The following is a 26070-nucleotide window of genomic DNA, read 5'->3' as shown; positions in this document are numbered from 1 at the left end:
CTTAGTGTTTTATTCCGCGGCTGATTTTTTCGGAAGATGTAACTGCTATTGCCCTATCGTCCTCGTACGATATGTTTTTCATCGCTCCGTTGGGGGGTGCGGCATTGAAAGCGTCAAGTGCATGCCGGATCACTCGCTTGCCGTCCCTGTCTTGCTGATACACATAGTCTTTGTCGGTGTGCAATATGACGCCGATGGAGGTTTTGGCCTTGTCTGCATCCGTTGCCAGATACAAATTGTAAATGCCGGCTTTCATATCGCCGGCTTTTTCTATTTTATTCGTGACCCACTGCCCTCCCTGCTCACTCTGAACAAGACGCTGTTTGTTCATAATGAGAATTCTCTGCTTCATGCAACTCTCCCCTTTCTTATACTAGACACTACGCCTCAAGCACAGCTACCAATTTAACCCGATCCAATGTGGTTTCGAACTCTGTGCCATCATCGTCGTACTTAAGCCAAGCCAGCCCTTGAGCGGATGGACGGCGGTTCAAGAGCAGTCGTGCCGCCCTCCCCTCATGCTGCACCTGAACGATTGCTTTGCGCAGTTTGTTCGGATCGGTTTCAGCCGGTCTTTTTTCCCTGGCAATCGCCACCGCACTTTCGATGGGCGCTATCTCCTCGTTATTTTCGTCGGGCTGCTCGTGTTTGTTATGCAGGAATTCACGTAACTGCTTTACCGTTCCACGGGTGATCGGCATGTTTTCATCACTCAGCCAGGCGTCAACTTCTTTTGGATCGCGCTCGCGCATCACAGCCAATTCATTTAGCGAAGTGGCATCAGTACAGCGTCCGGAATTAAATACCTGGGAAATGGGATCAGGCAATGTAAGTAGTTTTGCATGCTGGGTGATAAAGGCGCGAGACTTACCCAGATCCTCAGCGATTTGCGCTTGGTTCTTTCCTTGCTTTTTTTCCTGATCGATTAAAACCGCCCACTCCCTGGGCGTGAAAGTTTCGTGATGAGCGTTAACAATGATCTGATCGATCTTGGTGAAGTCGCTATCAAGGAAGGCAGGAATGGTTTTTTTTCCGGCAATCTTCGACGCACGGTAGCGCCTGGCGCCGTCATTGATGATAAACCGCCCTTCCTGGGATGCGTTTTTGTGTACCGAGATTGGATTTTTCACGCCTCGGGCACGGATGGTTTGTGCCATCTCCTGGAGCAACTCTTCATTGAATTCCGTGCGGGGCTGGTGCGGATCTTCATCTATCAACGACAGATCCAGTTCCATTGGACGCTGATCGCCATGAGAGTGGACGTCATCATCGCGAAGATACCTGGACAAGTCGATCGTATTATCAAGGCCAAGACCAGATGAACTTTTATTTTTTGGTGCCGGCGTTGCGCTTTTTTTATTTGGTTTCATTCGGCAAGCTCCATCTTTTTAAAAATATAATCCGCTACTGCGCGAGTCTCTTTCGCTGCTTCTCGGGCTGCAGTTGTCTTTATATGCCAAACCGGCACACCGGAGGCTAGCGCTTCTGCTATTCCGTCTCGAAAACCAATATTGAATGGAATTAGAAGATCGGGGTACGCGGCCTTCAGTTCCGCAAGATTACGGACCTGCCGGGGCTTTCTTGAATCCACTTTGCTAGGCAGCATGCCTAAAAACTTAAGCTTTGGATTAGGCGGCATGCCTGGAGTGTGCTTACGCACATGGCTAATCGTTGTCAACAACTTCGTTAATCCCTGGACGCTGTAAGCTTCAAGTTCAATTGGTGAAAAAACGTAATCCGATACATAAAGTGCGCTCATCAATCCAATGCCCATTGACGGCGCAGTATCTATTAAGCATACATCGAATTGTGTCTCGCGCAATAATTCTATGTTCGTCTGAAAGCGTGCTCTGGCATTCTCTAGCGACAATCGCTCCAGGTTTGCCAACCCCGAGTCGGATGCAATCAATAGCAATCCTGTTTCCGGCAGCGTATTTTGTAACCAACCCGGTGAAGCCTCGCCAAACATCGAGCTGGCAAGGGCATCGCCACGATAGTCAGCCAAAGTGTAGGAAGCATTGCCTTGCGTGTCCAGATCGATCACGGCGACTTTTAGACCGCGTTCCACGAAATTAAACGCTAGGTGGACCAATGCGGCCGTCTTGCCTACGCCACCCTTTTGATTAGCTGCTACTAATATTTTCATTGTTTTATAACCTTAATCCGTAACAGACAGAGGTACGATAATTTAGCGGCTAAATTTTGCCGGGCGATAGGTCGCAACAAAATAATGCAAAGCGACATAGCCCGAAAAGTAACCTATAAAAATCCAGTCCAGGAAAACTCCTTTATCGCTAAAGAGCATGAGCATTCGAAAGCCCTGTAGCGTTACGGTAAATGCGCCAATCCAGCGCAGCGTCGGCCAACTAAGCACGGTAATTACCCAAACGGTAGCAACAAAAAAATTCACAAAGCGTAGAACGAGATTAACGGCAACAGGCGGTGTTCCTGCAACACTGCGGTTATTCGCCGAAGGAAACATTATTATCTTAGCCATAGCTTGATCTACCTCATAAATACTAACCCGCAACGGGGCGGGTTAGTACGTTGCTAGCGTTTATCCACACATCCCATCGTCAAAACCGGTGTCTTTGTCGTCATCTGCCCACTCGCCCGAGTCTACCGGCTTTTTTCCTAGCATTTTCATGTCTCTGCCTATGATCTCGGTGGAGTACCGGACTACATTATTGTCATCGGTCCACTTCCGGGTGCGCAGTTTTCCCTCGATGTAGACCTGCTTGCCTTCCTTGAGATAGTTTTCCGCGATGTCAGCCAGGCCGCGAAAGAAAATAACCCGGTGCCATTCCTTGTTTTTTTTCTTATTGCCTTTGTCGTCTTTCCAGGTTTCGCTGGTTGCGACGCTAATCGTTGTAACTTTACCACCGTCCGGCATATAGTGGACTTCAGGGTCAGCACCAAGATTACCAATAATTTGGGCTCTATTAAGAGTAGCCATTTTCGATCTCCTTTTTATCTAACAAATGAAAAACTTTTTTAGAAAGTACTTTATTGCATTATATAGTGAATTATCGAATGCTACATACTGAATATGTTAGGCGAGGGTAAATACAGGCTTAGGCTGCAAGTGCGAGAGAAGTTAAAAATTAAGAATAATTTGGGCAAGCGAAGCGCGACAGGCCAAAGGCAGAAGCCGTGGGGAACCGGTGGATAGAATTGGGAATCGGCTTGCCGATTGTCCCCGAAGCGAAAGCGTAGGGGACAACCAATTTATCCACGGGTGGGCGCGATTCAAAATAAAACGGTTTTAGAGTTTAATTTTGGTTCTAGAAGTTAGAGCTGATTGGCCAGCTAGGGGGGGAAAGTGGTACTTTTTGTTGAAAGTTGAACTAAGCGTTGGTTAAAAAGCGGTTAAAGATACGGTTAGAAGAACGGTTAGAGATGAAATAAATGCTGTAATAGTCCGTACGAATCAAGAGATTGTAAAAAATCACCGTATACCATCCGTCACGATTTCGTATGTCATCCGTCACGATTTCGTATACCATCCGTCACGATTTCGTATGTCATCCGTCACGATGTGGATAGTTTTTGACTTGTTTCGTATGTCATCCGTCACGATTTTGACGCTGGTAGCCTGGGATTAGACTGCAAGGCTTGGGGATTTACGATGTGACGGTGTTATTCCACGAGTTAAAACCGGAAATTGCCTTTCAAGCGTGACGGATGACATAGGTTTGGCAAAAAGCATGTATGTCATCCATCACGCACCATATGTCATTCGTCACGCTTTGGCTGCTTTAAGGGTACGCAGCCAAGTTATCTACAACTACTTACTGCATTGCGCTTTATGTGACGGATGACATACGTTTTTGGAGGTATGCCTAAGCAAGAGCTCCTATGATGAGCCTGTCAATGTTATTTGCGAACGCAGCAGATTTGATCGTCTTTGCTGAGGAAGGCAGAGGAGGCAATTTTGGCTTCTTGCACTTCGGCACAAGCCTTTCTGACGGTCTGCCGCCAACTAGTGACACTAGAACGAGTAGACGCGCAGATTTGGCGAAATTTATCAAGAGCAAGAGGGAAGGGATGCTGATGGCTTCCTACGTAGTCTGCCAGTCGGCGGGCCACAGGCGATAAATTGCGGTAGGTATCCCATGTGTGGCTTGTAAATGTATTGCCAGCAAATAGGACAATCAAGTCAGGGCTGATCCAGACACGGTATTGACTCGACTTACCATCAGAATCGTTGATCGCGGTGTAATTGGCAATCAGAGAGATGCTGCCGCTTTTTCCGTAAGCTTTGCTGCTCAGAGCCAAAACCTCGTTGGCTCTGAGTCGTGAAATGCATTCGCGCACCCGCTCGTAATTACGCCCATTCTTCGACCAATTGATGTCCCGTACCAGATCTTTGATTGAAAATTCGAACGGCTGGCCGAGGGGAACGTTTTGCCCATAACTCAATATTTGAAGCCACACGACTTCGTCGTCTTCGGCCCGTAGCTCGATGCCAGTGTAGAGGATTGAAACGGACTCGCTGTAATGAAATAGTTTTTCGTGCATCAGGGATTTTCTCGGCTCCCGTTTGTTCCGAGCCGTGAAAAGCGAACTGCGTGCGTAATCGTTGGGAATGTGCCGCAAGTCTTTGCGATCACCAATTGTGTCTGGAAAAATCAGGGTAAGCTGGACTTGCTTGTTCGGACTGATGCCTTTGCTGTGTAGATAGGCATTGCGACGTAGATTATCGACAACGCCAGGGCTATGATTGGCGACTAAATCAGCGTTAGAAACCTTTTTTTCAGTTGTTTTCATTCATTTTTCCCCTTTGTCCAACCCAACTTCATTTTAACCTTAAAAAAAGCTCAACAAAACTGGTAATTATTTCAATAGGAGCACTGCTATTCACTAAAAAGAACTAGTAAGAGCACTATTGTTATTGTAATGCTATCAGGAAATATTGAGTGAAATTATCTTGGAAAGACAAAAGAATATTAACGTTAACTCTTTGTTGACATACCCACAGCAATAAACATAAGCTGCCAACTCAAGCGCCTGCTGTTTGCAGAAAAATAAAAAAGTGTTTAGCCGCTAAATTCCCCACGCCCGGACTCATGCTCAGATCATCTTTTTACCATCAAATCTTTTTCACAAATATTCTTCGCATACTTGATGAACGTGGCATGACGCAAGACGAGCTGGCAGCGCGCTCCGGAATATCCTCTGCTTTCATCTCCGCTCTCACGAGGGGAAAAGCCAATCCCTCATTGGGGACAATGGAAGCTATCGCTAAAGCGCTTGATACCGCGTTACCGGTATTGCTGGAGTCAACGGATCTGGATCGTGAATCTCTTGATGCGCTAGCAGGAGGTAGGGCACCAAGAAGCTTGCCTCCAGGTTTTGAGCGTGTCTCGGCGGTGCTGACAAGTTTCCAGGCGTACCAGGTAAAGTCATGGGACGAGGCCAATAAACGAAAGATACGGGAAATAAAAGAAGCTAGAAGAAAGAAGTTTCTAGAATATTGAGTGCCTCGTTCGTCTCTGAATATTTCAATCATGCCCTTGCATAAAGTGTAATTACAGAATATCCTCTGCCGCTCTTTGGAATGAAGATTAGTATTGCAAAGATACAATATACATTATATTGTATCAGCTCATTAAATACGAGTCTGCGATTCTGGAAAACTGGCGAAAGTGACAGAGGATATTTCAACAATCAAGACCCGCGCCAAGGGCACGCTGGAGCGTGAACTAGGTCCTGAATTTTTAGGGGTGTTGCATGATCCGAGAACAGTCGAGATCATGCTTAACGCGGATGGCAAGCTTTGGCAGGAGCGCTTGGGCGAGTCCATGCGTTGCGTCGGCATAATGCCCCCTGCCAAGGCCCGGGGAATCGTGAAGACCGTCGCCGGCTATCATGGCCGCGAACTCACCCGTAGCAACCCCATATTGGAATGCGAGTTCCCCCTGGACGGTTCCCGATTCGCTGGTCAAGTTCCCCCAGTGGTGTCCGAAGTCGTTTTTGCCATTCGCAAAAAAGCCGTGTCAGTATTCACGATGGACGAGTACGTTGCCGTCGGTATTATGACGATCGCGCAATGCGAACGTATTAAAGATGCGGCTAAACGGCGAAGGGATATCCTCGTAATCGGCGGCACCGGATCGGGTAAGACCACGCTGGTCAACGCCATACTTGCCCATATCGTGGTAATCGAGCCTGATGTTCGCGTTGTTGTCATTGAGGACACCGGCGAGATCCAGTGCACCGCTAAAAACTACATTCAGTATCACACATCCGCCGAAGTTAGCATGACAAAGCTCTTGCGCACTACGCTGCGCATGCGCCCTGATCGTATTATTGTCGGGGAAGTGCGCGGCCCGGAAGCGCTCGATCTCCTGATGGCGTGGAATACAGGTCATGAAGGCGGAGTGGCCACACTTCATGCAAATGATGCAAGAGCCGGCTTATCCAGGCTCGCAATGCTGATCAGCATGCATCCTGATTCACCCAAACCCATTGAACCGCTGATAGGCGATGCGGTACATCTCATCGTCCATATCGCGCGGACACCGGAGGGGGGCCGTCGAGTCGAAGAAATCATCGAAATTGGCGGGTATGAAGCAGGCTGTTACTTAATTAAAACCCTAGAGGAGTAGTTCATGGTCAGGGATGTTTTGAGGTCGAATGAATGGTTGTGCGTTGCGCTGTTGCTCCTCGTTGTATGGATGTTGTCGCCGGAATATGCATTGGCATCGGAAGGGGTAGGGGGCACGCTGCCGTATGAGAGCTGGTTGGTCAACCTGCGCAATTCGGTGACGGGGCCAGTAGCTTTTACGCTGTCCATAATCGGAATCGTGGTTGCAGGCGGCGTCCTGATAATGGGGGGTGACTTGGGGGGATTCTTTCGGACATTGATCTATATCGTACTGGTCCTGGCCTTGTTGGTCGGCGCGCAAAACATGATGTCGAATTTTTTCGGGCGCGGAGCAGAAATCGCCACGCTTGAGGATGTTTATCAAGCAGGGCAGGGCGCAACAGCACGCGGCTGATCATCATGGCGCTTCGCAAGATACCCATACGCAGGATCGGCAATCGCCACAGTCTTTTCATGGGGGGAGATCGAGAATTGGTGATGTTCTCGGGTTTACTGGCATTCGCGCTGGTTTTCAACGCCCAGGAGATCCGGGCCGCGATAGTGGGAACGGCTTTATGGATTACCGCCTTGTTCCTGCTGCGGCTTATGGCAAAGTCCGACCCAAAAATGCGTCCCGTTTATCTGCGGCACCGGCGGTACAAGACGTACTACGCAGCGCGAGCGACGCCTTTTCGGGAAAACACACGCACTCAGGAGAAACAATACAAATGATCGCATTTGTGACTGTCGTGATAGCGAGTGTCGGCATCGTATTTCTGGCGGTTCTGTTTTCCAGACTCGATGCGGCGGGTGCTGAGCGCAAACTGAAAAAGCATCGGGCTAAGGATGCCGGGCTGGCCGACTTATTGATTTATGCGGCCATGGTTGACGATGGGGTGATCGTCGGCAAAAACGGTTCCTTTATGGCTGCTTGGCTATATCGCGGAGAGGACAATGCCAGCGCAACGGATGAGCAGCGTAATCTTGTTTCGTTTCGGATTAATCAAGCGCTATTCAATCTCGGCAATGGCTGGATGATCCATGTAGATGCGGTGCGGCGTCCGGCGCCCCATTATCCCGATCGGGGGCTGTCGCATTTTCCCGACCCTGTATCGGCGGCAATCGACGAAGAACGCCGGCAGCTGTTCGAGAACATTGGCACGATGTACGAGGGTTATTTTGTACTGACCCTGACCTGGTTTCCACCATCGCTGGCCCAGCGTAAATTCGTCGAGCTAATGTTCGACGACGATAGCGCGCAGCCCGATCATAAAGCGCATACCGGGGCGCTCATCGAGCATTTCAAGCGCGATTGCCGCAACATCGAATCACGGCTGTCAACCGGCCTGACGCTCAAAAGGCTGCAAGGCAACAGAATCATGGGGGAAAACGGGGTTGAGGCAACCCATGACGAATTCCTAAGCTGGCTGCAATTTTGCGTGACCGGCATCAATCATCCGGTGCAGCTGCCGACCAACCCCATGTACCTGGATATGCTGATCGGGGGACAAGAACTTTGGGCCGGTGTGGTACCCAAAATCGGTCGCAAGTTTATCCAGGTCGTCGCTATCGAAGGGTTCCCGACTGAATCGTATCCCGGCATGCTGACTGCCTTGGCGGAATTGCCGAGTGAGTACCGCTGGTCCAGTCGTTTCATCTTTATGGACGAGCACGAAGCTATTGCCCATCTTGAAAAATTTCGAAAGAAATGGCGGCAGAAAATCCGCGGTTTCTTCGACCAGGTTTTCAATACGCACATCGGCGTCGTCGATCAGGATGCGATGTCCATGGTCGCGGATGCGGAAGCCGCAATAGCGGAAGTCAGCAGTGGCTTGGTCGCGCAAGGTTACTACACCAGTGTGGTAGTGCTGATGGACGAAGATCGCGCCCAACTGGAAACATCGGCGCGTACCCTGGAAAAGGCCATCAACGCTTTGGGATTCACTGCCCGCATTGAGACGATCAATACGATGGATGCGTACATCGGAAGCCTGCCGGGTCACGGCGTCGAGAACGTGCGCCGTCCGCTCATGAACACCATGAATTTAGCCGACCTGCTGCCGACCAGCACGATCTGGACGGGATTGAACGAAGCGCCATGCCCGATGTACCCGCCAAGCGCCCCGGCGCTCATGCACTGCATCACGCATGGGGCAACCCCATTCCGCCTCAACTTGCACGTGCGCGACGTGGGACATGCCTTTGTCTTCGGCCCGACCGGATCAGGAAAGTCTACCAAGCTTGGCGTGATAGCAGCGCAAGCTCGCCGCTACCAGGGCATGTCGCTACATGTCTTTGATTTCGGGATGTCGATGTACCCGCTTGCGAAAGCAACTGGCGGGAAGCACTTCATCATCGCGGGCGATGAAGAAAGGCTTTCCTTCTGCCCCTTGCAGTTTCTCGAAACAAAGGGAGATAGGGCTTGGGCAATGGAATGGGTGGATGCTCTGCTTGCGCTAAATGGCTTGAATACCACGCCGAACCAGCGTAACGAGATTGCGAAAGCAATTACCAGCATGCATGAAACTCACTCCAAAACTCTGTCGGATTTGCATACGAAGATCCAGGACGACGCAGTGCGGGAAGCGCTGCATATCTACACTATAGATGGCAGCATGGGGCATTTGCTGGATGCCGAAGAGGATGGCTTATCACTCTCCGATTTTACCGTTTTTGAAATCCAGGAACTCATGAATCTGGGCGACAAATTTGCGTTGCCGGTGCTGCTTTACCTCTTCCGCCGCATCGAACTCTCGCTCAAGGGCCAGCCCGCGATGATCATTCTGGATGAAGCCTGGACCATGCTGGGGCATCCCGTTTTCAGGGCAAAGATACGGGAATGGCTCAAGGTGATGCGCAAGGCAAATTGCATGGTTGTGATGGCAACCCAAAGCCTGGCCGATGCGGCTAATTCCGGGATTCTCGACGTTATTGTGGAATCTACCGCCACCAAGATTTTCCTGCCTAATGTTTATGCGCGCGACGAAGATACGGCTGCACTCTATCGCCGCATGGGACTGAACAACCGGCAGATAGAAATTCTGGCGACTGCCGTGCAAAAGCAGCATTACTACTACGTTTCAGAAATGGGGCGGCGCCTGTACGAGCTTGCCTTGGGTCCACTGGCGCTCGCTTTCGTCGGCAGCACTGACAAGGATTCTATCGAAGTCATCAAGCGGCTGGAAGCCGAGCATGGAGAGGCTTGGGTCACGGAATGGCTGGGGATGAAGGGTCTGACCCTTAACGATTATGGAGTCGCGGCATGAACGTAAGCAATTTAGCAATGACGTTAAAGTCATTGGTCTTTAGGCGGCCAGTTGCCGGTGATGAACGGGTTACATCATCAATGGCTGATGGCAGAAGGGCAGGGGAGAGTGACAACCCTTATCTCGCGGCACGTCGCACCTGGAATGAGCATGTGGGAGAACAAGTGGCATCGCGCCAGAACTGGCAAATGCTGGGCCTGCTCTGTCTCCTGATTGCGTTGGCCGGGGTCGGCGGCATGATCTATATCGGCAGCCAATCGAAATTCATTCCTTACGTAGTTGAGGTGGACAAACTGGGCCAGACAATTGCGGTAGCACCAGTGGATCGGGCAAAAGCCGTCGATCAGCGAGTCATTCATGCAGCTATGGCAACGTTCATTCAATGGGCTCGTCTGGTGACGCCTGATGTGGCGTTGCAGCGCAAGGCCATATTCGGGGTCTACGCAATGCTTTCACCCGATGATCCAGCGACGGCAAAGATGAACGAGTTTTTGAACGGCAGGCCGGATTGGAATCCTTTCAAGCGAGCTGAAAAGGAAACGGTCAGCACGGAAATTATTTCAGTGATCGCGCAAACACCGGAAACCTGGCAAGTGGATTGGACCGAAACCGTGCGCGACCGACAAGGTTTTGTGAAGACTGCGCCATACCGCATGCGCGCACTGGTGACGATGTACGTGTCCGAGCCCGCACCGGAAACCAGCGAAGAACAGATCCGCAACAACCCCTTGGGCATTTTTATCAGCGATTTCGCCTGGTCCAAACAAATTTGAGGTCTATATGAAAGCAGTTACTGTCTTGGCGATTACCTGCGCCGTTCCCGCTATCGCCATAGCTGGCTCGCATCTTGCGGTCGCACCGGAGATGCTGGCTCCTCGATCCACTTCATCTGTGGAACAGCCGCCACCTGCAAAAAAAATGGAGTTCATTCCAGTCTTATATCCTCATCAACCGGCATCACCGCCAAGAGCCGAGCCTGAAACCGAAACGCTTTATTTCAGTAATCCTGAGCTGAAACTAACACCGCATGAGCGCGAAGCGCTTGCCATCGTCAAGAAATGGAAGGCCGGCAATTCCACGCAAGGGGTGAAACCCGTGGCTGGTGCAGATGGTACCGTGCGATTCCTGTTCGGTGCCACACAACCGAGCATCGTTTGCGCGGTGCTGCAAGTGTGTGATGTGGAGTTGCAACCTGGCGAGCAGGTAAATTCCATCCATCTTGGCGACATGGCGCGCTGGACGGTCGAGCCAGCTGTCACCGGCGCCGGCGGAAATGAAGTGCAGCATCTGATCATCAAACCGATGGATACGGGCCTGGAGACGTCCTTGATAGTTACCACTGACCGGCGCACCTACCATCTGCGGTTGCGCTCGCACCGCAACGAATTCATGCCGCGGGTGGGATTCATCTATCCGCAAGATGCAATGGCGAAGTGGGAAGAAATCAAGAAAACGGATGCCAAAAACCACAGTCGGCAGATCCTGCCTGGTACTGGCGAATACCTTGGGGATCTCAACTTCGACTATACGATCGATGGCTCCAACGCCGCATGGAAGCCAGTGCGTGTCTACAACGATGGCGTAAAAACCATTATCCAGATGCCATCGACCATGAATCAGGCCGAGGCCCCTATCCTGCTAGTGGTACGCAAGGATGGAGGTTTGTTCACCGACGAAGAATCCGTTCAGGTGAATTACCGTCTGCAAGGCAATCGCTACATTGTGGACAGCATTTTCGACAAGGCTATCCTGGTCGCCGGTGTCGGCTCCAGTCAGGATCGCGTCACGATCAGGAAGGGTCAATAAACATGCGCTCTCTATTTATCACGTTGCTATGTGCAAGCCTTGGCGCATGTGCGCTCCAGCCCACCAGTGAAGGAGATAAGCGGTTTGCCTCCTATGATGAAAAAATCGCATCCGACACCGCCAATCAGCTTGCGCGCCTTTATCCGCCTGCCAGGACACAATTTAACTTCGTATTTTCCGCGCCGACGAGTTTCGGCACGTTGCTGGCGGGAAAGCTGCGTGCAAAAGGTTATGCGCTTTCCGAGTCAAGGGCTGTTGAGAAGGGCGGGCTCGCCATGATCCTGCAGCAAGACACATTCGGCGCGTCATTTTCGCCAAAGCCGGCAACCGATGACAAAACACCAGCCCAGTCACCAGCAGACAAGACAGGCATAGAGCTGCATTATGCGATTGATCATTCCCCCGCAGCGGATTTCTCCCGAATCACAGTGAAAATCGGACATGCCATGCTGGCACGTGCATACGTAGGGGATAACGGTACCGTCGCGCCCGCGGGGGCCTGGACTTTCAAGGAGTAAAGATGAGCAATCCCATGTCTCCGGCAACTCCCCCCCTCCAAGTGCCAAGCGGCGGCGTGCGCCGCGTCAATAATTTACCCCTTTATCTAATTGGGGTGGCAGTGGTTCTTTTCCTGGGGATCATGGCGCTGGTTGCGATGGATCGCAGCAATACGAAACAACGAGAAACGGATACGGTCAAGCGCAGCGGCAACACGGCGTTGTTCGCTACGGAACTTGCGGGGGACCGCAAAGACGGCATTATTGCCGCGTCAAGTCCATCTCTTCCGGAGGAAGACGATTTTCGCGCCGATAATCCCAATATGCCGCCGCCATCCCCGCCAGGCCTGGCAGCGTCGCAGCATCAGGCTGACGTGGAGCGTATCCGGCAGATGAAGCAACAGCAGTTCGAAGAGGCATTAAAAGCGAAAACAGGCGTACAAATGGCACCACCACGCGGGCGTACCGCGCCTGATGCCGCGAATGTGCGTCCGGCTGGCCTTCCAGCTAGCGGGGACCCTGCAGCGGTTTACAAGGAACGGTTGGCACAACTCAGGAAAGCGGGTATAGGCACCAGCCAGGATATGGAAGACAGCGAAGAATTGCGCCAAAGCGAGTCTGGCCAGCAAGCGAAATCCAGGGCTACCTACGAAGATTTTGAGGGAGGGGAGGGGGATAAATGGAAGCTCGATTCGCGCGTGCTCCCGCCGCGTTCTCCCTATACCGTGCAGACCACCTTCGTCATTCCCGCAACGCTGATCAGTGGCATCAATTCCACGCTTCCGGGTAAAATCTTTGGGCAGGTCAGCCAGGATGTATACGACACGGCCACGGGCAAGCATTTGCTGGTGCCGCAAGGCACCAAGCTCGAAGGGGTCTATGCGAGCGATGTGGCTTATGGACAGGCAAACCTACTGGTTGCATGGCAGCGCCTGGTATTCCCGGATGGCAAGACGATGGATATCGGCGCCATGCCAGGCTCAAGTGGCGCGGGCTATGCGGGGTTCTCGGATCAGGTCAACAATCACTACGTTCGACTGTTCGGTGCCGCACTGATTATGTCGGCAATCACGGCGGGGGTCGCGTTAAGCCAAAGCCGCAATCAGATTGCAGGTACCTTTGGTGCGCCAACGACGAACAGCGTATTGAGTGCGGCCCTGGGGCAGCAATTGGGCCGCGTGACTTCGCAACTGATTTCAAAGAATCTCAACATATCACCGACGCTCGAAATTCGCCCCGGCTACCGTTTCAACGTCACCGTCACCAAGGATATGGTTTTCAGCAAGCCCTACCAGGCGTTCGACTATTAAAGGGAGCGTTAAATGAAAACAACCCCAAGAATTCTTGCGGCAATGGTGGTAATGAGCCTTGGCGCGTCCGCACCGGCAGCGGCGGGCGGCATGCCGGTCATCGATGCCGCGAACCTGAAGCAAACAGCTGTGTCGGCAATGGAGGGGGTGAACCAGACGCTGAAGATGATCCAGCAGTACCAGCTCCAGCTGATGCAGTACGAAAACATGATTCAAAATACGCTGGCGCCGGCAGCGTATGTCTGGAACCAGGCTGAGCGCGTCAACATGGCGCTCCTGGGGGCGGTGAACACGCTCAACTACTACAAGAACCAGGCGGGCAATCTTGACGGCTATCTGTATAGGTACCAGAACTCATCCTACTACATGAGTTCACCGTGCTTTGGCATTAACGGTTGTCCGGATTCGGAGCGAAACGCGCTGTTTCAGAATCGAACCTTAAGTTCCGATGCACAGAAAAGGGCGAACGATGCCTTGATCCGTGGGCTTGACTTGCAACAGCAGGAACTCGAAGCGGATGCCAGACGACTGACGGCTTTGCAGGCCGCTGCGCAAACCTCCCAAGGCCAAATGCAGGCGATACAGGCCGCCAATCAGCTCGCCAGCAATCAGGCAAGTCAGTTGATGCAGATACGCGGCCTATTGATTGCTCAACAAAATGCGGAAGCGGCCCGGCAGTCCGCTTTGGCGGATATTGAAGCGCAACAGGCCGCCGCTGCCGTGCAAGCTAGAGCAGGTACATTTCGGCACAGCGCGCCACGCGCATGGTAAAGGAGGGAAGATGACAAAAATAAACGTTTTGAGCATGGTCACGTTAATTGCCCTTTTGTTGGGCGGATGCGGCACGAAGGAGCCAGAGAAGGTAGAAGCATCCAATCCCGCCTGCGCTAAATTGGCATGGACTAGTGATCCAGACGAAGTAGCCGCATTACTCAAGGAATGTCCGAATGGCCTGCCGGAAGGATATAAGCCGAGCAAGAAAAAGAGTTGGTGATGTCATGAGAAAGCTGATTTCGGTAGAAGCCATCACATTCTCGCTGTTGTTGGGGTTGATGCTTATTTCGCTACAAGCGCATGCAGCGATCGACAACACCAACGTTCTGGATGACATTCTCGCCCGTTATCAGGGGGCTGCATCAGCTTGGGCGGCGATAATCACTGAGCGCGCCAGTTGGTTGTTCTGGCTGCTGGTGACAATCAGTATGGTATGGACATTCGGCCTGATGGCATTGCGGCGGGCGGATATAGGCGAATTCTTCGCAGAATTTATCCGCTTTACCGTCTTTACGGGGTTTTTTTGGTGGCTGCTAGTCAACGGCCCTGCCTTTGCTACCTCGATCATTGATTCGCTGAAGCAGATCGGCTCTGAGGCCAGCGGCCTTCGGGACGTGCTTTCTCCATCAGGCATAGTAGATGTCGGCTTTCATATTTTTTATCGGGCATTGGACGAATCCACTTTTCGCGCACCTATCGACAGCATGACCGGCATTATCATGGCCGCGGTCATTCTCATCATCCTAGCCCTGATCAGCATCAACATGGTGCTATTGCTGGTATCCGGCTGGATACTGGCTTACGCGGGCATCTTTTTCCTGGGCTTTGGCGGGTCACGCTGGACTTCCGAGATAGCGATTAATTACTACAAAACCGTATTCGGCGTGGCGGTATCCCTCTTTGCCATGGTATTGCTGGTAGGTATCGGCAAGACCTTCCTGGATGATTATTATTTGCAGATGAGCAGGGGGCTTAACCTCAAGGAAATGGGCGTTATGATGGTGGTCTCTATCATCCTGTTCGTGCTCGTCAACAAAATTCCGCCGATGCTGGCCGGTATTGTTGGCGGTGGTGGAGGAGGGGGCGGGATAGGCAATATCGGTGCCGGCGCTGCTGTGGGCGCAGTGGCGGTGGCAAGCGGCATGGCAGCAGCCATGACTATGGCCTCGGCAACTAATGTCGCAGGCGGGGCCTCGGCAATCAAGGCAGCGTTCGATGCTGCGCAAGGCAATATGGAAAGCGGGGGAGGGATGTTTAGCAGCGGAGGGCAGGGCGGCGGGAGTTCCCCATCTGGTGGCCATGGAGGTCTGAGACAGGCGATGGGGGCAGGCGCGCGCTTTGCAGCTGACATGGGATCGCATCTTGCAAAAGGCAGTATGGACGTTGTGAAGACAAAGGTCGCCGGTACTGGAGACCGCGTTAGCCAAACTCCAGGCGGAAAAGTCGCCTCAGCGATTCGCGCCAACATGGAACAACCTGAATTCACTGGGAACAAATTTGCCAGTTCCACGGATACGACGTTGGACAAGGAAGCTGAAACCGAAGCTTTCGTGAACAGCAAATAAGCCATAGCAATGGCTAATTTACCGCCACACATTCAGGAGCGAATCATCTGCTCCATTAGGGCGGCAGTGAAATATGAAGTGCCGGCAAATATCGTCCTGGCTGTGGCTGAGAAGGAGGGTGGAAGGGCAGGGCAGTGGGTGCGCAGCCCGAACGATACCTACGATGTAGGTCCGATGCAGTTCAATGCCGCGTATCTATCCGACCTGGCACGGTTCGGCATTACCGCAAGCCATGTCGAGCAAGCCGGGTGCTATGCGTATGATCTGGCTGTGTGGCGGCTCAGGATGCATATCAAAAACGACAAGGGCGACCTGTGGACGAAAGCCGCCAACTACCACTTAGCCACGCCGCACCTTAACGCAGCGTAACCGAGATATGCCCTCGGTTATCCTCTATTACTGCGGCTAGCTATGCGCTTGCTGCGTTCGCATAGGAGGGCCGATCTGATACGAAAGACTGCAAAATGGACAAAATGGCTTGATGCCCGTTTTGTCACCTATGAGGTTACGGCTTCACCTGTGAAGCGGTAAGACAATCTCGCTATCGCTCGTCCCATGGACAACCCTATGGATAACCTGATGGACGGATAGATCCCCGCCCACAGGCTTCCCCACAGGGATTGCCCACAGGCACACCCGGACTGCACCACATGAGCCTTCCTGACGCGGCTTTCAGCCTTGCCCAAGCCATTTTGAGATTTTTCTTTAAAACTTCTTGAGCCCTTTAAGGGGATCGTCTCAGAAAACGGATTGCAAAGTACGTTAAGCCGATGGCAGCGGCCACAAGGAGGGACCCCTAAGGATGGGTTTCAGCTTGTTATTACATCTTGCGAATGGAAGACATTCAATGTGCGGAGAAAACTCATTAGATATGATCGCGAACAAGATGAAATAGCCATAGAATGCCCTACCGAAGATATTGCCATCATTTGCTGGACGCTTTATGCAGAATCCTAAGAGAAATCAGATCAATAAGTTCCAAGAACGAGGAGGTTTTTTGTCACATCTTTTATGGCTTACGAAGAAATATTGAAGTCACTCCAACGACAGCAGCTTGCCAAGGCTGGGCAAACCGGGGGAGTCCTACAAGGCTTATAAACTCCATTACCAATTACGCCGTTCAAGGGCAAGTTGCGACACTCGGCAGTTATTGCTGCCCTCATGGGGGAACGTGGCCGAAGGCGGTCTTACGTTATCCCGTATTAAATTCGATGCAAGCAAACCACGCGGTGGTTTTGAGAAAGGTCATTTCAATGGAAACAAACATCCTCAGTGATCTTGCCGTGAAAGCTCATTCGCTTGACGCAATTTCCGCTTCTCTCGACAGGCGGTTGAAGCGTATTGACTGGAGTTTTTCACAGCGATCCAAGGCCGCTGCTATTGAGGGAATACATCCTTATCCGGCAAAGTTCATTGGCGATATTCCCCGAGCCTTCATTGACGCTCTTCCAATACCGCCCGGCACAGCAGTGCTTGATCCGTTTTGCGGTTCAGGAACTACACTGATGGAGGCGCAGCGCGCGGGATTGCCCAGCGTAGGTATAGACTTGAACCCTATTGCTTGCCTTATCGCACGGGTTAAGACCGCTCCGTTACCAGAGGGATTTGCTGACATCGTTCAGCAGATCATTTCCAAGGCTCGCAATATTCATTCGCTGCCACCACCTGACATCCCGAATATTAACCATTGGTTCAAGCCTGAGATACAGCTTGCCGTCGGTGCACTGGCGCAAACAATGGCGGAACCGGCATATGCTTCATGGCTCGATCAACTCAGAGCAGCTCTTTCAAGCATTTTGGTTCGGGTATCGAACCAAGACAGTGATACCAGATACGCCGCTATCGAAAAGAAGGTTGCACGCGGTGATGTTTTCGATATGTTCGCTACCGCCGCAGCCAGATTAGAACGAGCACTTCTAGAACGCTTATGGGGATTACCTACGGCTAGCGTACTTGAAGCCAATACGCTTGAAGTTCAGCCTTCTGAAATCGGGATGGGTGTCGGTCTGGTCGTAACTTCGCCCCCCTACCCAAATGCGTATGAGTATTGGCTTTATCACAAGTATCGCATGTGGTGGCTGGGTTTCGATCCAATTTCCGTCAAAGAAAAAGAGATCGGTGCACGAGCGCACTTTTTCAAGAAAAATCCCCATACCGCAGATCTGTTTGTTCATCAAATGAAGGGTGCATTTGAGCTAATTGACAACGTGTTGGTGAAAGGCGGTTTCGTCTGCTTTGTTGTGGGCCGTTCAAAGATTCATGGGCAAATCATCAACAATGGCAACATCATTCACCAAGTTGCAACGGAGATTGGGCTGGAACCAGTTTCACGTTTTGAACGTGTAATAAGTGCCACTCGCAAATCCTTCAACCTGTCACATGCGAACATCAAGACCGAAACGATTATTGTGCTTCAAAAGAACTAAACAATGCAGCTTTATTGGCACCGCTACAAATACTATCCTTACGAAAAAGACTTGGCTCTCCGAGAAATCAAGAGCCTACTTGATCCCGCTGGAATCCACGCCGAAGGGCACACTATCCATCTTGACCATCCTCTACATCCAGAGTTGGTGAACAGGCTTGTTTACTTTGCAAATTCTACGGTTGCTGGTGGAGAACCGGTAGCTACACAACAGAATCTACTTGAGCGAGTAAATGGTAATGGTGTTAACCGCCAATCCACCAGGTACTCAGCGCATGGGCTGCATGAATATAAAGGTAAGTTCAATCCTCAGGTAGCCAAGGCTATGCTGAATATTTTTGGGGCTCATCCTGGGCAACTTGTACTCGACCCCTTCTGTGGAAGTGGAACATCGTTGGTAGAGTGTGCGCATTTAGGTATCAATTCTGTGGGCACTGACATCAACCCCCTGGCTGTTTTTCTTGCAACTGCAAAGTTGAAATCACTGACAATTCCAGCGGAAAGCTTGCTTAACAATGCCAAGTTTAGCCTTATTGCCGCCAAGCGTTTGCGGACAGAACCTACACTAGAGGGCGAGCGTGGTGATTACCTTAAATTATGGTTCCCCCTTGAATACCTGTCTGATATGGAGCGTTTGCGGTTAGCAATAGACGTCAATGGAGGGGAAAACACCTCTGTACTCTTAGCCATTGCATCTAACCTGCTGCGTGACTATTCCTTGCAGGAACCCCATGATCTGCGTATTCGTCGTAGAAAGTCTCCATTCCCAGACAAGAGTTTTTTTGATGCATACGAAGAGGCAGTTCGCGCTTTTTGCACACGGCTCTATGATGCTCAGCAAACACTTGGTATTATCGAAGCGCACTCGAAAGCTGTTAACGTTGATTGCAAGAAGGCAGAAAACCATCCAGACCTTCGTCAAGGGACGTTTGATCTTGCACTGACAAGTCCCCCTTATGCGATGGCCCTGCCATACATCGACACACAGAGATTGAGCCTTGTTTGGCTCGATTTGTTGTGTCCCTCGGATATTTTATCTTTGGAGTCTGAATTAGTTGGTAGTCGAGAGATTCGGGGGAAAGGTAAGAAAGCGCTTTTAGAGGCGCTTGAGGCTAACGATGCCATGTTGCCCGAACAAGAATCAGCGCTGTGCATCCGTCTACAGAACACTCTTGGTGAGAATGATGGATTCCGCCGACAAGCCGTTCCTCGTTTGCTCTACCGTTACTTTGCAAACATGGCTGATGCGTTTTTTTCAGTCAGTCAATTAGTGAAGCCGAACGCCCCATTTGGTCTAATCGTGGGAGGTAATCACACGGTACTAAACGGTAAGCGATTTGACATCAATACCCCCGAACACTTGGCGAGAATTGCAACGACGAGAGGCTGGCAGCATGTCGAGACAGTTTCGCTACAAGCCTACCAGCGTTATGGCTTGCACATGAACAATGCAACAAGCACAGAATCATTGGTTATTCTGCGGGCCGCTACTTAATAGCTCCAGCAGGTTAGGGTCTCTACCAAGCTGGAGATAGTCCGGGAGGCAACCAGCACGCACTTTTACCCACGAGCTGTCCTGCAGACGTTGCGGCAAGCATAAGGGCTTCAGCATTTGCATATAGCGCTGAAGGCTTTTCCATAAAAGTCAACAGAAATATTGGATTTGCTAGAACGGGCCACTCCAGTAGTGCCAAATCTCCTGGCACTGGTGCCTTCCATCCGTTACTAGCTGTCTGCTGAACTATATTACTGGTTGCCGGCGTCAATACCCCAAGTCTAATGTTCTGACTTGACGTTTCCCCGGAAATATACCCATAAGCTTGTACGCTAGCAGGCGTAAGTGTAGACGATATGGTTCCGCCATTCCCAATATAACGTGCTCGTAGATTGACCTCGGCCCATGGACGGCTCCAATTCCCACCTACACCAAAACGCAGGGTCTCCACTGTATCAACAGGCAGCGTGATGTTTGCAGTGCCAGTTTTACCGGCAAAATGTCGGGCGCTATCTTTCGTGAGCTTTATAACGATTCCGTTCACGCCCCCTGGCAGCTGCGTCCCTGATAGCGCATTTGTTCCCGAAGTAGGGGATGTCGCAGTGGGATCAAAAAGAAAATATTTTGGAAGGCCAGGTTTTCGAACTGAGTGAATATTTGTAACCGGCGCAGCAGGAGGAATGGGGGGCACAGTCGGCTGTGCGGCAGTTGCTGGCAGGGCTATTGGATTTTGCTTTATCTGTACAGATGGCAGTGTAATTAACCGCTGCAAGCGTGGTGGTGCAGCCCTTCCTCCTCCTGACCCTTCACCGCTAACAGAGGCTGTGCGTGGTGGGCGGGCGAGAGCCAGCACACCCGACGCGACAAGCTCATCAAGCGTGTGGGTTCCAGCAACAAGAGTCAGCCCTTGTCGTTTTTCAGCGAACCAAGCCTCAATTGCCGCCGCTATTTGTGACAGGAGGCGTGGATCATCACCTTCCCTCGTGTCAAGTGTAATACCAGCCTCAACATGGCAGGCCAAACCGGATGCCGTGAGGTTGGCTGAGCCGACATACGCAGCCTCTGATCCGTCTGAGCGCCTAACGTAATACGTTTTTGGGTGGAAATATCCGTTGCCAAAACTGATGACACCTAGTTGTGCGCCATTTCTTGGGATACCTAACAATTGAACAAGACCGGCCATGTCATCTCGCAGAGTATCCCCATCGTTTGATCCAATGAGAATTTTGGTTGGTAGGTTCTTCTGTACGCTACGATTAAAAGTGGGTACAAGAAGCCCCATACCACCGAGCGAAAAAAAACCGGTCTGGAGACGTAGCTCTACAATTTCCTCATTGAGCACCGGTTCAAACCACGCAGCGAGCGTCTCACTCGCCAGTCGCGATCCAGTATCAAGGTATCTCATTCTGGTCGTGTCCCCGAGTAAGCAGTTCCGGGACACTGACCTTGAGCGCGTGTGCAAGCACTTCGAGGGTGTTCAAAGTAACATTGCGTTCTTCGCGCTCTACCGAACCAATATAAGTTCGGTGAAGATCACAAAGATCGGCCAGCTTTTCTTGCGAATAACCGTTGTTTTTTCGGAACTTACGAAGATTTTCCGCTAGAACTGCTCGCAAGGAGGGACTGGGGTTTCTGGGCATTGTCGGAACTATGAATTGGAGTCCAATTGTTTCCGACTGATGACTTTACATCGACAGACTCTAAGTAGCGATTATGCTACTGAAGGGCTGCTTTTAGTGAGCTGCTGGGAGTTGGTGGCTCATCACATTGAATCCAAAAACCGCTTGGCATATTACCGTAACGTCCATATTGGCTATTTATGTCCTGAGAAGCAGTCGGCCTAAAACTAGGCTACATTCTACTGCGATTGACGCTCGTTCCTTCGCCAATGCTCAAACCCTAAACCACGTTATATAAATATATAGGTCGGGAAGGCTACTTTGAGAGCCCCGGGGCTAGATTTTGGAATCCCATACTCGTTGGCAGGTTGTACCTTAGTCCAATTGTTAGCTCATCTATAAAGCCTAAAATATATAAGCTGCGGCATTATTTGAGTGGGGGCAATAGGATGAGAGAGATTATTGGAAATGCAAGAACTGTCCGCGAACTACTCAGAGGCGTCAAGTATTCGATTGATTATTATCAGCGTGATTATAAATGGCAAAAAGAGCAGATCCGCGAGCTTGTCGAAGACCTCACCGGTAAATTTTTGGAAGAGTACGATCCTGCACATGAGCGCAGGAAAGTCGCTGACTACTCACACTATTTCCTCGGCTCCATCATCATCAGCAAGAGGGAGCACGTCAGCTATGTTGTGGATGGCCAGCAGCGATTAACCAGCCTTACGTTGCTTCTGATCTTGCTTAGAACGCTCCAAAAGGGTCGCACAGAGCAGGTTAACGTGGATGACCTGATCGTTTCCGAAAAATACGGCCAGAAATCCTTTAACCTGCATGTCGAGGAGCGTACGCCGGTTATGGAAGCGCTATACGAGGGAAAATCTTTTGGTTTGCAGGGCAACCCCGAGTCAGTACAAAACCTTTACCAGCGCTACCAGGATCTAGAGGAGATATTCCAGAATGAGCTCCGAGAAACCGCCCTGCCTTACTTCATCGATTGGCTGATGGATAACGTGCATCTCGTCGAGATTACCGCCTACTCTGATGATGACGCTTACACAATTTTCGAGACGATGAACGACCGCGGGCTCTCGCTTAGCCCAACGGACATGCTCAAGGGCTACCTGTTGACCAATATCGAGGATACTGCCAAGCGTGCCGCAGCGAGCATCCACTGGCGTAAACGCATTCAGGAATTAAATGATGCAGGGAAAGAAGTAGAACCTGATTGCCTCAAGGTCTGGCTACGTAGCCAGTACGCAACAAAGATACGCGAGCGCAGGAAAGGTGCGCAACCCGAGAATTTCGACCGTATTGGTACTGAGTTTCACCGCTGGCTACGCGATGAGGGCGCATCCATCGGCCTCAAGCAAGATGACGATTTCTACCGCTTTATCATTCGTGACTTCGACTTCTATAGCCGCCAATACCTGCGCTTGATGGCAGCATCTCAGCAGAGAATACCGGGCCTGGAATATGTGCTGTACAACGCACAGCACGGCTTCACACTGCAGTATCTGCTTCTGCTCGCGCCGCTCCACCCCGCGGATAATTCCGACGTGATAGACAAGAAACTGCGCTTGGTTGCCCGCTTTCTAGATATCTTACTAACGTGGCGGTTATGGAACTTTCGCAGCATCGCCTACTCGACGATGCAGTATGCCATGTTCCTTGTCATGCGTGACATTCGTGGTCTCGCGCCAGGGCAGCTCGCGCAAAGGTTGCATGAAATACTCGACAGAGAAGAGGAAACTTTCGCTAGTAGCGAACATCTTCGTATTCACCAACAGAATCGTTATGCTTTACACCGAATTCTTGCCCGCTTGACGGATTACATCGAAACGCGGTCGGGTCAGCCGTCGCGGTACCTTGACTATGTAAGCGAGGGAAAAGGTCGGTACGAAGTAGAACACGTTTGGGCAGATCACCCTGAGCGACACGAGCCGGAATTTCATCATCCGGCAGATTTCGCTGAACACCGCAATCGAATCGGTGGGCTGTTGCTGCTCCCTAAGAGTTTCAACGCGAGCTATGGCGACTCGACCTACGAGGAGAAGCTCTCGCACTACAATACGCAAAATCTGTTGGCACGCTCGCTACACCCGCAGTGTTATGAGCGCAATCCCGGTTTTCTGCGTTTTCTAAATGAAAACCACCTCCCGTTCAAGCCCTATGCAAAGTTTAATAAAGCAGCCCTTGAGGAACGTAGCGAGCTTTATCGCCAGATTGCCGAGCACATCTGGCGCCCGGACGACCTGTTACGGGAGGTGAATACATGATTCATTGCTCAACAGAGGGTTAAGTAAGCTTTGGTAGAGTACCAGCAAGCTATCTCGCCGAAAAAATATGAACTTCCGATAGATAACAAAAACGATTGCAAAATGTTACACGGATTTATATATATCCAGAATATAGGACGTTTCGAAAAAGCACATCCGATGCAGGATGCAGGGTTTGGCTCATGCACACTTATCTTCGGAGAAAATGGGTGGGGCAAGTCAACAGTTGCAGATATTCTTCGATCACTCACCACCAATAATCCTAGCATTATTTTGGGACGCAAGACTCTAGCCGGTGGTCCTGACCAAAAAGCTGTTCTCTCCATTGACACCCAACAAACGGTTTTCCGAGACGGTGCTTGGACCGGTATAAAACCACGGATTGCAATCTACGATAGTTTTTTCATCAATGAAAACGTCTTTTCTGGCGATATAGTCTCTGCCGATCATCTGAAAAACCAGTATGGCCTAGTGCTCGGTGAAGAGGGCGTTGGGCGCCTTAAGCGGATCGTTGCTCTTGACGACGAAAACCGTGAGCTCAACAGCGTTCTTCGGATTGCGGAATCAGAACTCAATATAATTATCAAAACTATCGCGCCACCTGCTATGAGACTTGGCGATTTTCTCGCCCTGGGAAATCGGGATGACATTGACAGTGTCATTGCATCCAAGGATGCCCAAGCACAGAGAGTCCGACGGTCCAAGGAACTTAAAGCGGCGGCTGAACCGCAACTCTTGCCGATACCAACGGAGACTCAAAAGTTTCGGGAGTTACTGAATCTCGAAATCGACCAGATTTCTGAAAGCGCTTTGGCAGCTGTGCGTGTCCATATTGCCGAACACGAATGTACTGCACCTAAAAGTGATACCTCACTTGAAGGGTGGCTGGAAGCTGGAACAGGTTTTGTTAACAGTGGCAAATGCCCATTCTGCGGTCAATTCTTCACGGCACATATGCTAGTCGATGCCTACAAAGATTTTTTCAGCGATGCCTACAAATCGCTTTCCGTCACCATTAAGAAGACTCGCGAGACATTTGCTAAGTACCAAAATGGCGACTTTCGGAAGGTGATTGAGGGCCTACTTGAACAGAATGACAAGAACTTTACATATTGGCGCGAGGCAGGAAAACTTGAACCACCTGATCTTGGGGACGCGAGAGGCGTAATACTCCTGATGGAAGAAGCCGCAGTGCTACTCGACGTCTTATTTCAGGACAAGCAGGCGCATCTGACGGAAGCTATAGATGGAAAAGAGGCGGAGGCATCACTGTCGACATGGGAAAAAGGAAGAAATGTAGTCGGGCACATTAATAGATTACTCAATGTGTATGCTTCTCGCATTAAAACCTTAAAGGACTCAATCGACCCAAGCGATCTACCACGGCTCGAGACCGAGTTAAAGGTAATCCAGGCAACGAAACGTCGTCATGAGCTCGATGTAATTGCGTTAATCTCAAGGATTGATGCTATTAAGGCGCGAAAAGAAGCTATTGCGAAGGAGAAGGCAGCCACCCGCAAAGAGCTTGATGATTATGGACGCTCGATTACTGGCAAGCTAGGTACTTCTATCAACGCGTATCTATTGCGACTTAATGCTGGGTTTAAAATCGATTACAAAGAGCCTGATTATCGGGGCAAAGAACCAGCAGCTAGCTATCAAATCTTAATAAATAATGTACCCGTGCCACCTCGTAGCCCTTCGGAGACGTTAGATAAACCGAGCTTTAGGAATACGTTGAGCACTGGGGATAAGTCCACGCTTGCTCTAGCTCTTTTCTTGGCGAAGATAAACGCAGACCCTGCGCTCAAGGACACGATTGTCGTGCTTGATGATGCCTTCACTAGCCTAGACAATTTTCGTCGGCAGTTTACTGCTAATGAGATTAGAAAACTTTGTGGACTTGCTGCACAAACAATTGTTCTTTCGCATGACAAAAACTTTCTCCGTCTACTGTGGGAGAAAGTCGATCAGAGTTCCATTAAATCCATAGCTCTCCAAACTGGGGCGCCAGGTATAACTACGCTTGCTCCATTCGATATTAAGACCGCAACCCAGGCACGGCACGTCACTGAACGAGGGGAGATAGAAGAATTTCTTGAAGGAGAACCGCACTCCCCGAATTACATTCGGACTAGGTTGCGCACAGTCTGTGAAGATTTTTACCGAAAAGGCGACCCGAGCCTCTTCCATGAAGCCGCAAGTCTAGAAGAAATTACCCGTATTTTGAATAAGGCGCCGACTGAGCATCCTTACAGGGGCGCTCTCGACGACCTTAGGGAGATCAACGAATATTCCCGTGTCGACAACCATGCGGCAGTGGAAGGAAACCCGTTCGAGGAAACAACCGGTGATGAGCTGAAAGGTTTCTGTCGTAAGGTTATTAGCCTGACACGTGGGATGTAAAGGTTAGGAACATGAATGATAAAGGACGTTATCATTCAT

Annotated in this window: 25 protein-coding genes; 17 read left to right on the top strand and 8 right to left on the bottom strand. The window is 50.8% G+C overall.

Going from position 1 to position 26070, the window contains the following annotated elements:
* Window position 1 precedes the first annotated feature (1 nt).
* From BMX66_RS14545 to trfA, 6 genes are all read right to left on the bottom strand, one after another.
* Window positions 2–352, bottom strand: coding sequence for a KfrB domain-containing protein (locus BMX66_RS14545; RefSeq protein ID WP_090883477.1), 351 nt, complete (start codon window positions 350–352; stop codon window positions 2–4).
* 28 nt (window positions 353–380) lie between these two features.
* On the bottom strand, window positions 381–1370 hold the full coding sequence (locus BMX66_RS14540) for a ParB/RepB/Spo0J family partition protein (protein ID WP_090883475.1): 990 nt from the start codon (window positions 1368–1370) through the stop codon (window positions 381–383).
* Complete coding sequence (locus BMX66_RS14535; protein ID WP_090883473.1) at window positions 1367–2146, bottom strand: ParA family protein; 780 nt, start codon at window positions 2144–2146, stop codon at window positions 1367–1369. Before BMX66_RS14535 ends, BMX66_RS14540 begins: the two co-directional genes overlap by 4 nt.
* Window positions 2147–2188: 42 nt before the next feature.
* Entirely contained in the window at window positions 2189–2497 is a 309-nt protein-coding gene (gene kleE / locus BMX66_RS14530; protein ID WP_143058250.1) for a KleE stable inheritance protein, read from the bottom strand.
* Between the two features lie 60 nt (window positions 2498–2557).
* Window positions 2558–2956, bottom strand: a complete 399-nt coding sequence (gene ssb / locus BMX66_RS14525; protein ID WP_090883469.1) for a single-stranded DNA-binding protein — start codon at window positions 2954–2956, stop codon at window positions 2558–2560.
* A 920-nt stretch (window positions 2957–3876) separates the two neighbouring features.
* A complete protein-coding gene (trfA, locus tag BMX66_RS14520) occupies window positions 3877–4770 on the bottom strand; it encodes a plasmid replication initiator TrfA (protein WP_090883467.1) in 894 nt (297 codons plus the stop codon).
* Window positions 4771–5069: 299 nt separating this feature from the next.
* Between trfA and BMX66_RS14515 the strand changes: the two genes are divergently transcribed.
* The 15 genes from BMX66_RS14515 to BMX66_RS14445 all read left to right on the top strand — a co-directional run bounded on the left by BMX66_RS14515 (window position 5070) and on the right by BMX66_RS14445 (window position 19727).
* Window positions 5070–5480 (top strand): transcriptional regulator, encoded by a 411-nt coding sequence (locus BMX66_RS14515; protein ID WP_090883465.1) that lies wholly within the window; start codon window positions 5070–5072, stop codon window positions 5478–5480.
* A gap of 168 nt (window positions 5481–5648) precedes the next feature.
* On the top strand, window positions 5649–6611 hold the full coding sequence (trbB, locus tag BMX66_RS14510) for a P-type conjugative transfer ATPase TrbB (RefSeq protein ID WP_199679336.1): 963 nt from the start codon (window positions 5649–5651) through the stop codon (window positions 6609–6611).
* Between the two features lie 3 nt (window positions 6612–6614).
* Entirely contained in the window at window positions 6615–7004 is a 390-nt protein-coding gene (trbC, locus tag BMX66_RS14505; protein WP_090883461.1) for a conjugal transfer system pilin TrbC, read from the top strand.
* A 5-nt stretch (window positions 7005–7009) separates the two neighbouring features.
* Entirely contained in the window at window positions 7010–7321 is a 312-nt protein-coding gene (locus BMX66_RS14500) for a conjugal transfer protein TrbD (protein WP_090883459.1), read from the top strand.
* A complete protein-coding gene (locus tag BMX66_RS14495; protein ID WP_090883457.1) occupies window positions 7318–9855 on the top strand; it encodes a VirB4 family type IV secretion/conjugal transfer ATPase in 2538 nt (845 codons plus the stop codon). Before BMX66_RS14500 ends, BMX66_RS14495 begins: the two co-directional genes overlap by 4 nt.
* Entirely contained in the window at window positions 9852–10628 is a 777-nt protein-coding gene (locus tag BMX66_RS14490; RefSeq protein ID WP_090883455.1) for a VirB8/TrbF family protein, read from the top strand. Before BMX66_RS14495 ends, BMX66_RS14490 begins: the two co-directional genes overlap by 4 nt.
* Before the next feature lie 7 nt (window positions 10629–10635).
* Complete coding sequence (trbG, locus tag BMX66_RS14485; RefSeq protein ID WP_255398980.1) at window positions 10636–11661, top strand: P-type conjugative transfer protein TrbG; 1026 nt, start codon at window positions 10636–10638, stop codon at window positions 11659–11661.
* A 2-nt stretch (window positions 11662–11663) separates the two neighbouring features.
* Window positions 11664–12179 (top strand): hypothetical protein, encoded by a 516-nt coding sequence (locus BMX66_RS14480; RefSeq protein ID WP_090883453.1) that lies wholly within the window; start codon window positions 11664–11666, stop codon window positions 12177–12179.
* A 2-nt stretch (window positions 12180–12181) separates the two neighbouring features.
* Complete coding sequence (locus BMX66_RS14475; protein ID WP_090883451.1) at window positions 12182–13468, top strand: TrbI/VirB10 family protein; 1287 nt, start codon at window positions 12182–12184, stop codon at window positions 13466–13468.
* A gap of 12 nt (window positions 13469–13480) precedes the next feature.
* Window positions 13481–14239 carry a P-type conjugative transfer protein TrbJ gene (gene trbJ, locus BMX66_RS14470; protein ID WP_090883449.1) on the top strand — a complete coding sequence of 253 codons (759 nt, stop codon included), beginning with the start codon at window positions 13481–13483 and terminating at the stop codon, window positions 14237–14239.
* 10 nt (window positions 14240–14249) lie between these two features.
* Window positions 14250–14462, top strand: a complete 213-nt coding sequence (gene trbK, locus BMX66_RS15730; RefSeq protein ID WP_158593430.1) for an entry exclusion lipoprotein TrbK — start codon at window positions 14250–14252, stop codon at window positions 14460–14462.
* A 4-nt stretch (window positions 14463–14466) separates the two neighbouring features.
* Entirely contained in the window at window positions 14467–15807 is a 1341-nt protein-coding gene (trbL, locus tag BMX66_RS14460) for a P-type conjugative transfer protein TrbL (RefSeq protein ID WP_090883445.1), read from the top strand.
* 9 nt (window positions 15808–15816) lie between these two features.
* The gene (locus BMX66_RS14455) at window positions 15817–16176 is read left to right on the top strand and encodes a lysozyme family protein (protein WP_255398979.1); all 360 of its coding nucleotides are present in this window, start codon (window positions 15817–15819) and stop codon (window positions 16174–16176) included.
* An 884-nt stretch (window positions 16177–17060) separates the two neighbouring features.
* Window positions 17061–18233, top strand: a complete 1173-nt coding sequence (locus tag BMX66_RS14450; RefSeq protein ID WP_090883556.1) for a DNA methyltransferase — start codon at window positions 17061–17063, stop codon at window positions 18231–18233.
* A gap of 3 nt (window positions 18234–18236) precedes the next feature.
* Entirely contained in the window at window positions 18237–19727 is a 1491-nt protein-coding gene (locus BMX66_RS14445) for a DNA methyltransferase (RefSeq protein ID WP_090883443.1), read from the top strand.
* Window positions 19728–19749: 22 nt separating this feature from the next.
* Here the strand turns inward: BMX66_RS14445 and BMX66_RS14440 are convergent, their stop codons facing one another.
* Both BMX66_RS14440 and BMX66_RS14435 read right to left on the bottom strand, forming a co-directional pair.
* Window positions 19750–21132, bottom strand: a complete 1383-nt coding sequence (locus tag BMX66_RS14440) for a hypothetical protein (protein WP_090883441.1) — start codon at window positions 21130–21132, stop codon at window positions 19750–19752.
* The gene (locus BMX66_RS14435; RefSeq protein WP_090883439.1) at window positions 21119–21367 is read right to left on the bottom strand and encodes a helix-turn-helix domain-containing protein; all 249 of its coding nucleotides are present in this window, start codon (window positions 21365–21367) and stop codon (window positions 21119–21121) included. The genes BMX66_RS14440 and BMX66_RS14435 overlap by 14 nt, the downstream gene beginning before the upstream one ends.
* Window positions 21368–21795: 428 nt before the next feature.
* On the opposite strand from BMX66_RS14435, the gene BMX66_RS14430 reads away from it, so the two are divergent.
* Both BMX66_RS14430 and BMX66_RS14425 read left to right on the top strand, forming a co-directional pair.
* Window positions 21796–23625 carry a DUF262 domain-containing protein gene (locus BMX66_RS14430; protein WP_090883436.1) on the top strand — a complete coding sequence of 610 codons (1830 nt, stop codon included), beginning with the start codon at window positions 21796–21798 and terminating at the stop codon, window positions 23623–23625.
* A gap of 30 nt (window positions 23626–23655) precedes the next feature.
* Complete coding sequence (locus BMX66_RS14425; protein ID WP_121169289.1) at window positions 23656–26031, top strand: AAA family ATPase; 2376 nt, start codon at window positions 23656–23658, stop codon at window positions 26029–26031.
* Window positions 26032–26070 lie beyond the last annotated feature (39 nt).

Source organism: Nitrosovibrio sp. Nv6 (assembly GCF_900110495.1).
Classification (GTDB): Bacteria; Pseudomonadota; Gammaproteobacteria; order Burkholderiales; family Nitrosomonadaceae; genus Nitrosospira.
This window is presented reverse-complemented; position numbering and strand designations above follow the sequence as displayed.

What these genes read in the sequence shown, in the direction of transcription:
- BMX66_RS14545 (WP_090883477.1), bottom strand. Translation starts at nt 352, where the DNA reads ATGAAGCAGAGAATTCTCATTATGAACAAACAGCGTCTTGTTCAGAGT.
- BMX66_RS14540 (WP_090883475.1), bottom strand. Translation starts at nt 1,370, where the DNA reads ATGAAACCAAATAAAAAAAGCGCAACGCCGGCACCAAAAAATAAAAGT.
- BMX66_RS14535 (WP_090883473.1), bottom strand. Translation starts at nt 2,146, where the DNA reads ATGAAAATATTAGTAGCAGCTAATCAAAAGGGTGGCGTAGGCAAGACG.
- kleE (WP_143058250.1), bottom strand. Translation starts at nt 2,497, where the DNA reads ATGGCTAAGATAATAATGTTTCCTTCGGCGAATAACCGCAGTGTTGCA.
- ssb (WP_090883469.1), bottom strand. Translation starts at nt 2,956, where the DNA reads ATGGCTACTCTTAATAGAGCCCAAATTATTGGTAATCTTGGTGCTGAC.
- trfA (WP_090883467.1), bottom strand. Translation starts at nt 4,770, where the DNA reads ATGAAAACAACTGAAAAAAAGGTTTCTAACGCTGATTTAGTCGCCAAT.
- BMX66_RS14515 (WP_090883465.1), top strand. Translation starts at nt 5,070, where the DNA reads ATGCTCAGATCATCTTTTTACCATCAAATCTTTTTCACAAATATTCTT.
- trbC (WP_090883461.1), top strand. Translation starts at nt 6,615, where the DNA reads ATGGTCAGGGATGTTTTGAGGTCGAATGAATGGTTGTGCGTTGCGCTG.
- BMX66_RS14500 (WP_090883459.1), top strand. Translation starts at nt 7,010, where the DNA reads ATGGCGCTTCGCAAGATACCCATACGCAGGATCGGCAATCGCCACAGT.
- BMX66_RS14495 (WP_090883457.1), top strand. Translation starts at nt 7,318, where the DNA reads ATGATCGCATTTGTGACTGTCGTGATAGCGAGTGTCGGCATCGTATTT.
- BMX66_RS14490 (WP_090883455.1), top strand. Translation starts at nt 9,852, where the DNA reads ATGAACGTAAGCAATTTAGCAATGACGTTAAAGTCATTGGTCTTTAGG.
- trbG (WP_255398980.1), top strand. Translation starts at nt 10,636, where the DNA reads ATGAAAGCAGTTACTGTCTTGGCGATTACCTGCGCCGTTCCCGCTATC.
- BMX66_RS14480 (WP_090883453.1), top strand. Translation starts at nt 11,664, where the DNA reads ATGCGCTCTCTATTTATCACGTTGCTATGTGCAAGCCTTGGCGCATGT.
- BMX66_RS14475 (WP_090883451.1), top strand. Translation starts at nt 12,182, where the DNA reads ATGAGCAATCCCATGTCTCCGGCAACTCCCCCCCTCCAAGTGCCAAGC.
- trbJ (WP_090883449.1), top strand. Translation starts at nt 13,481, where the DNA reads ATGAAAACAACCCCAAGAATTCTTGCGGCAATGGTGGTAATGAGCCTT.
- trbK (WP_158593430.1), top strand. Translation starts at nt 14,250, where the DNA reads ATGACAAAAATAAACGTTTTGAGCATGGTCACGTTAATTGCCCTTTTG.
- trbL (WP_090883445.1), top strand. Translation starts at nt 14,467, where the DNA reads ATGAGAAAGCTGATTTCGGTAGAAGCCATCACATTCTCGCTGTTGTTG.
- BMX66_RS14455 (WP_255398979.1), top strand. Translation starts at nt 15,817, where the DNA reads ATGGCTAATTTACCGCCACACATTCAGGAGCGAATCATCTGCTCCATT.
- BMX66_RS14450 (WP_090883556.1), top strand. Translation starts at nt 17,061, where the DNA reads ATGGAAACAAACATCCTCAGTGATCTTGCCGTGAAAGCTCATTCGCTT.
- BMX66_RS14445 (WP_090883443.1), top strand. Translation starts at nt 18,237, where the DNA reads ATGCAGCTTTATTGGCACCGCTACAAATACTATCCTTACGAAAAAGAC.
- BMX66_RS14440 (WP_090883441.1), bottom strand. Translation starts at nt 21,132, where the DNA reads ATGAGATACCTTGATACTGGATCGCGACTGGCGAGTGAGACGCTCGCT.
- BMX66_RS14435 (WP_090883439.1), bottom strand. Translation starts at nt 21,367, where the DNA reads ATGCCCAGAAACCCCAGTCCCTCCTTGCGAGCAGTTCTAGCGGAAAAT.
- BMX66_RS14430 (WP_090883436.1), top strand. Translation starts at nt 21,796, where the DNA reads ATGAGAGAGATTATTGGAAATGCAAGAACTGTCCGCGAACTACTCAGA.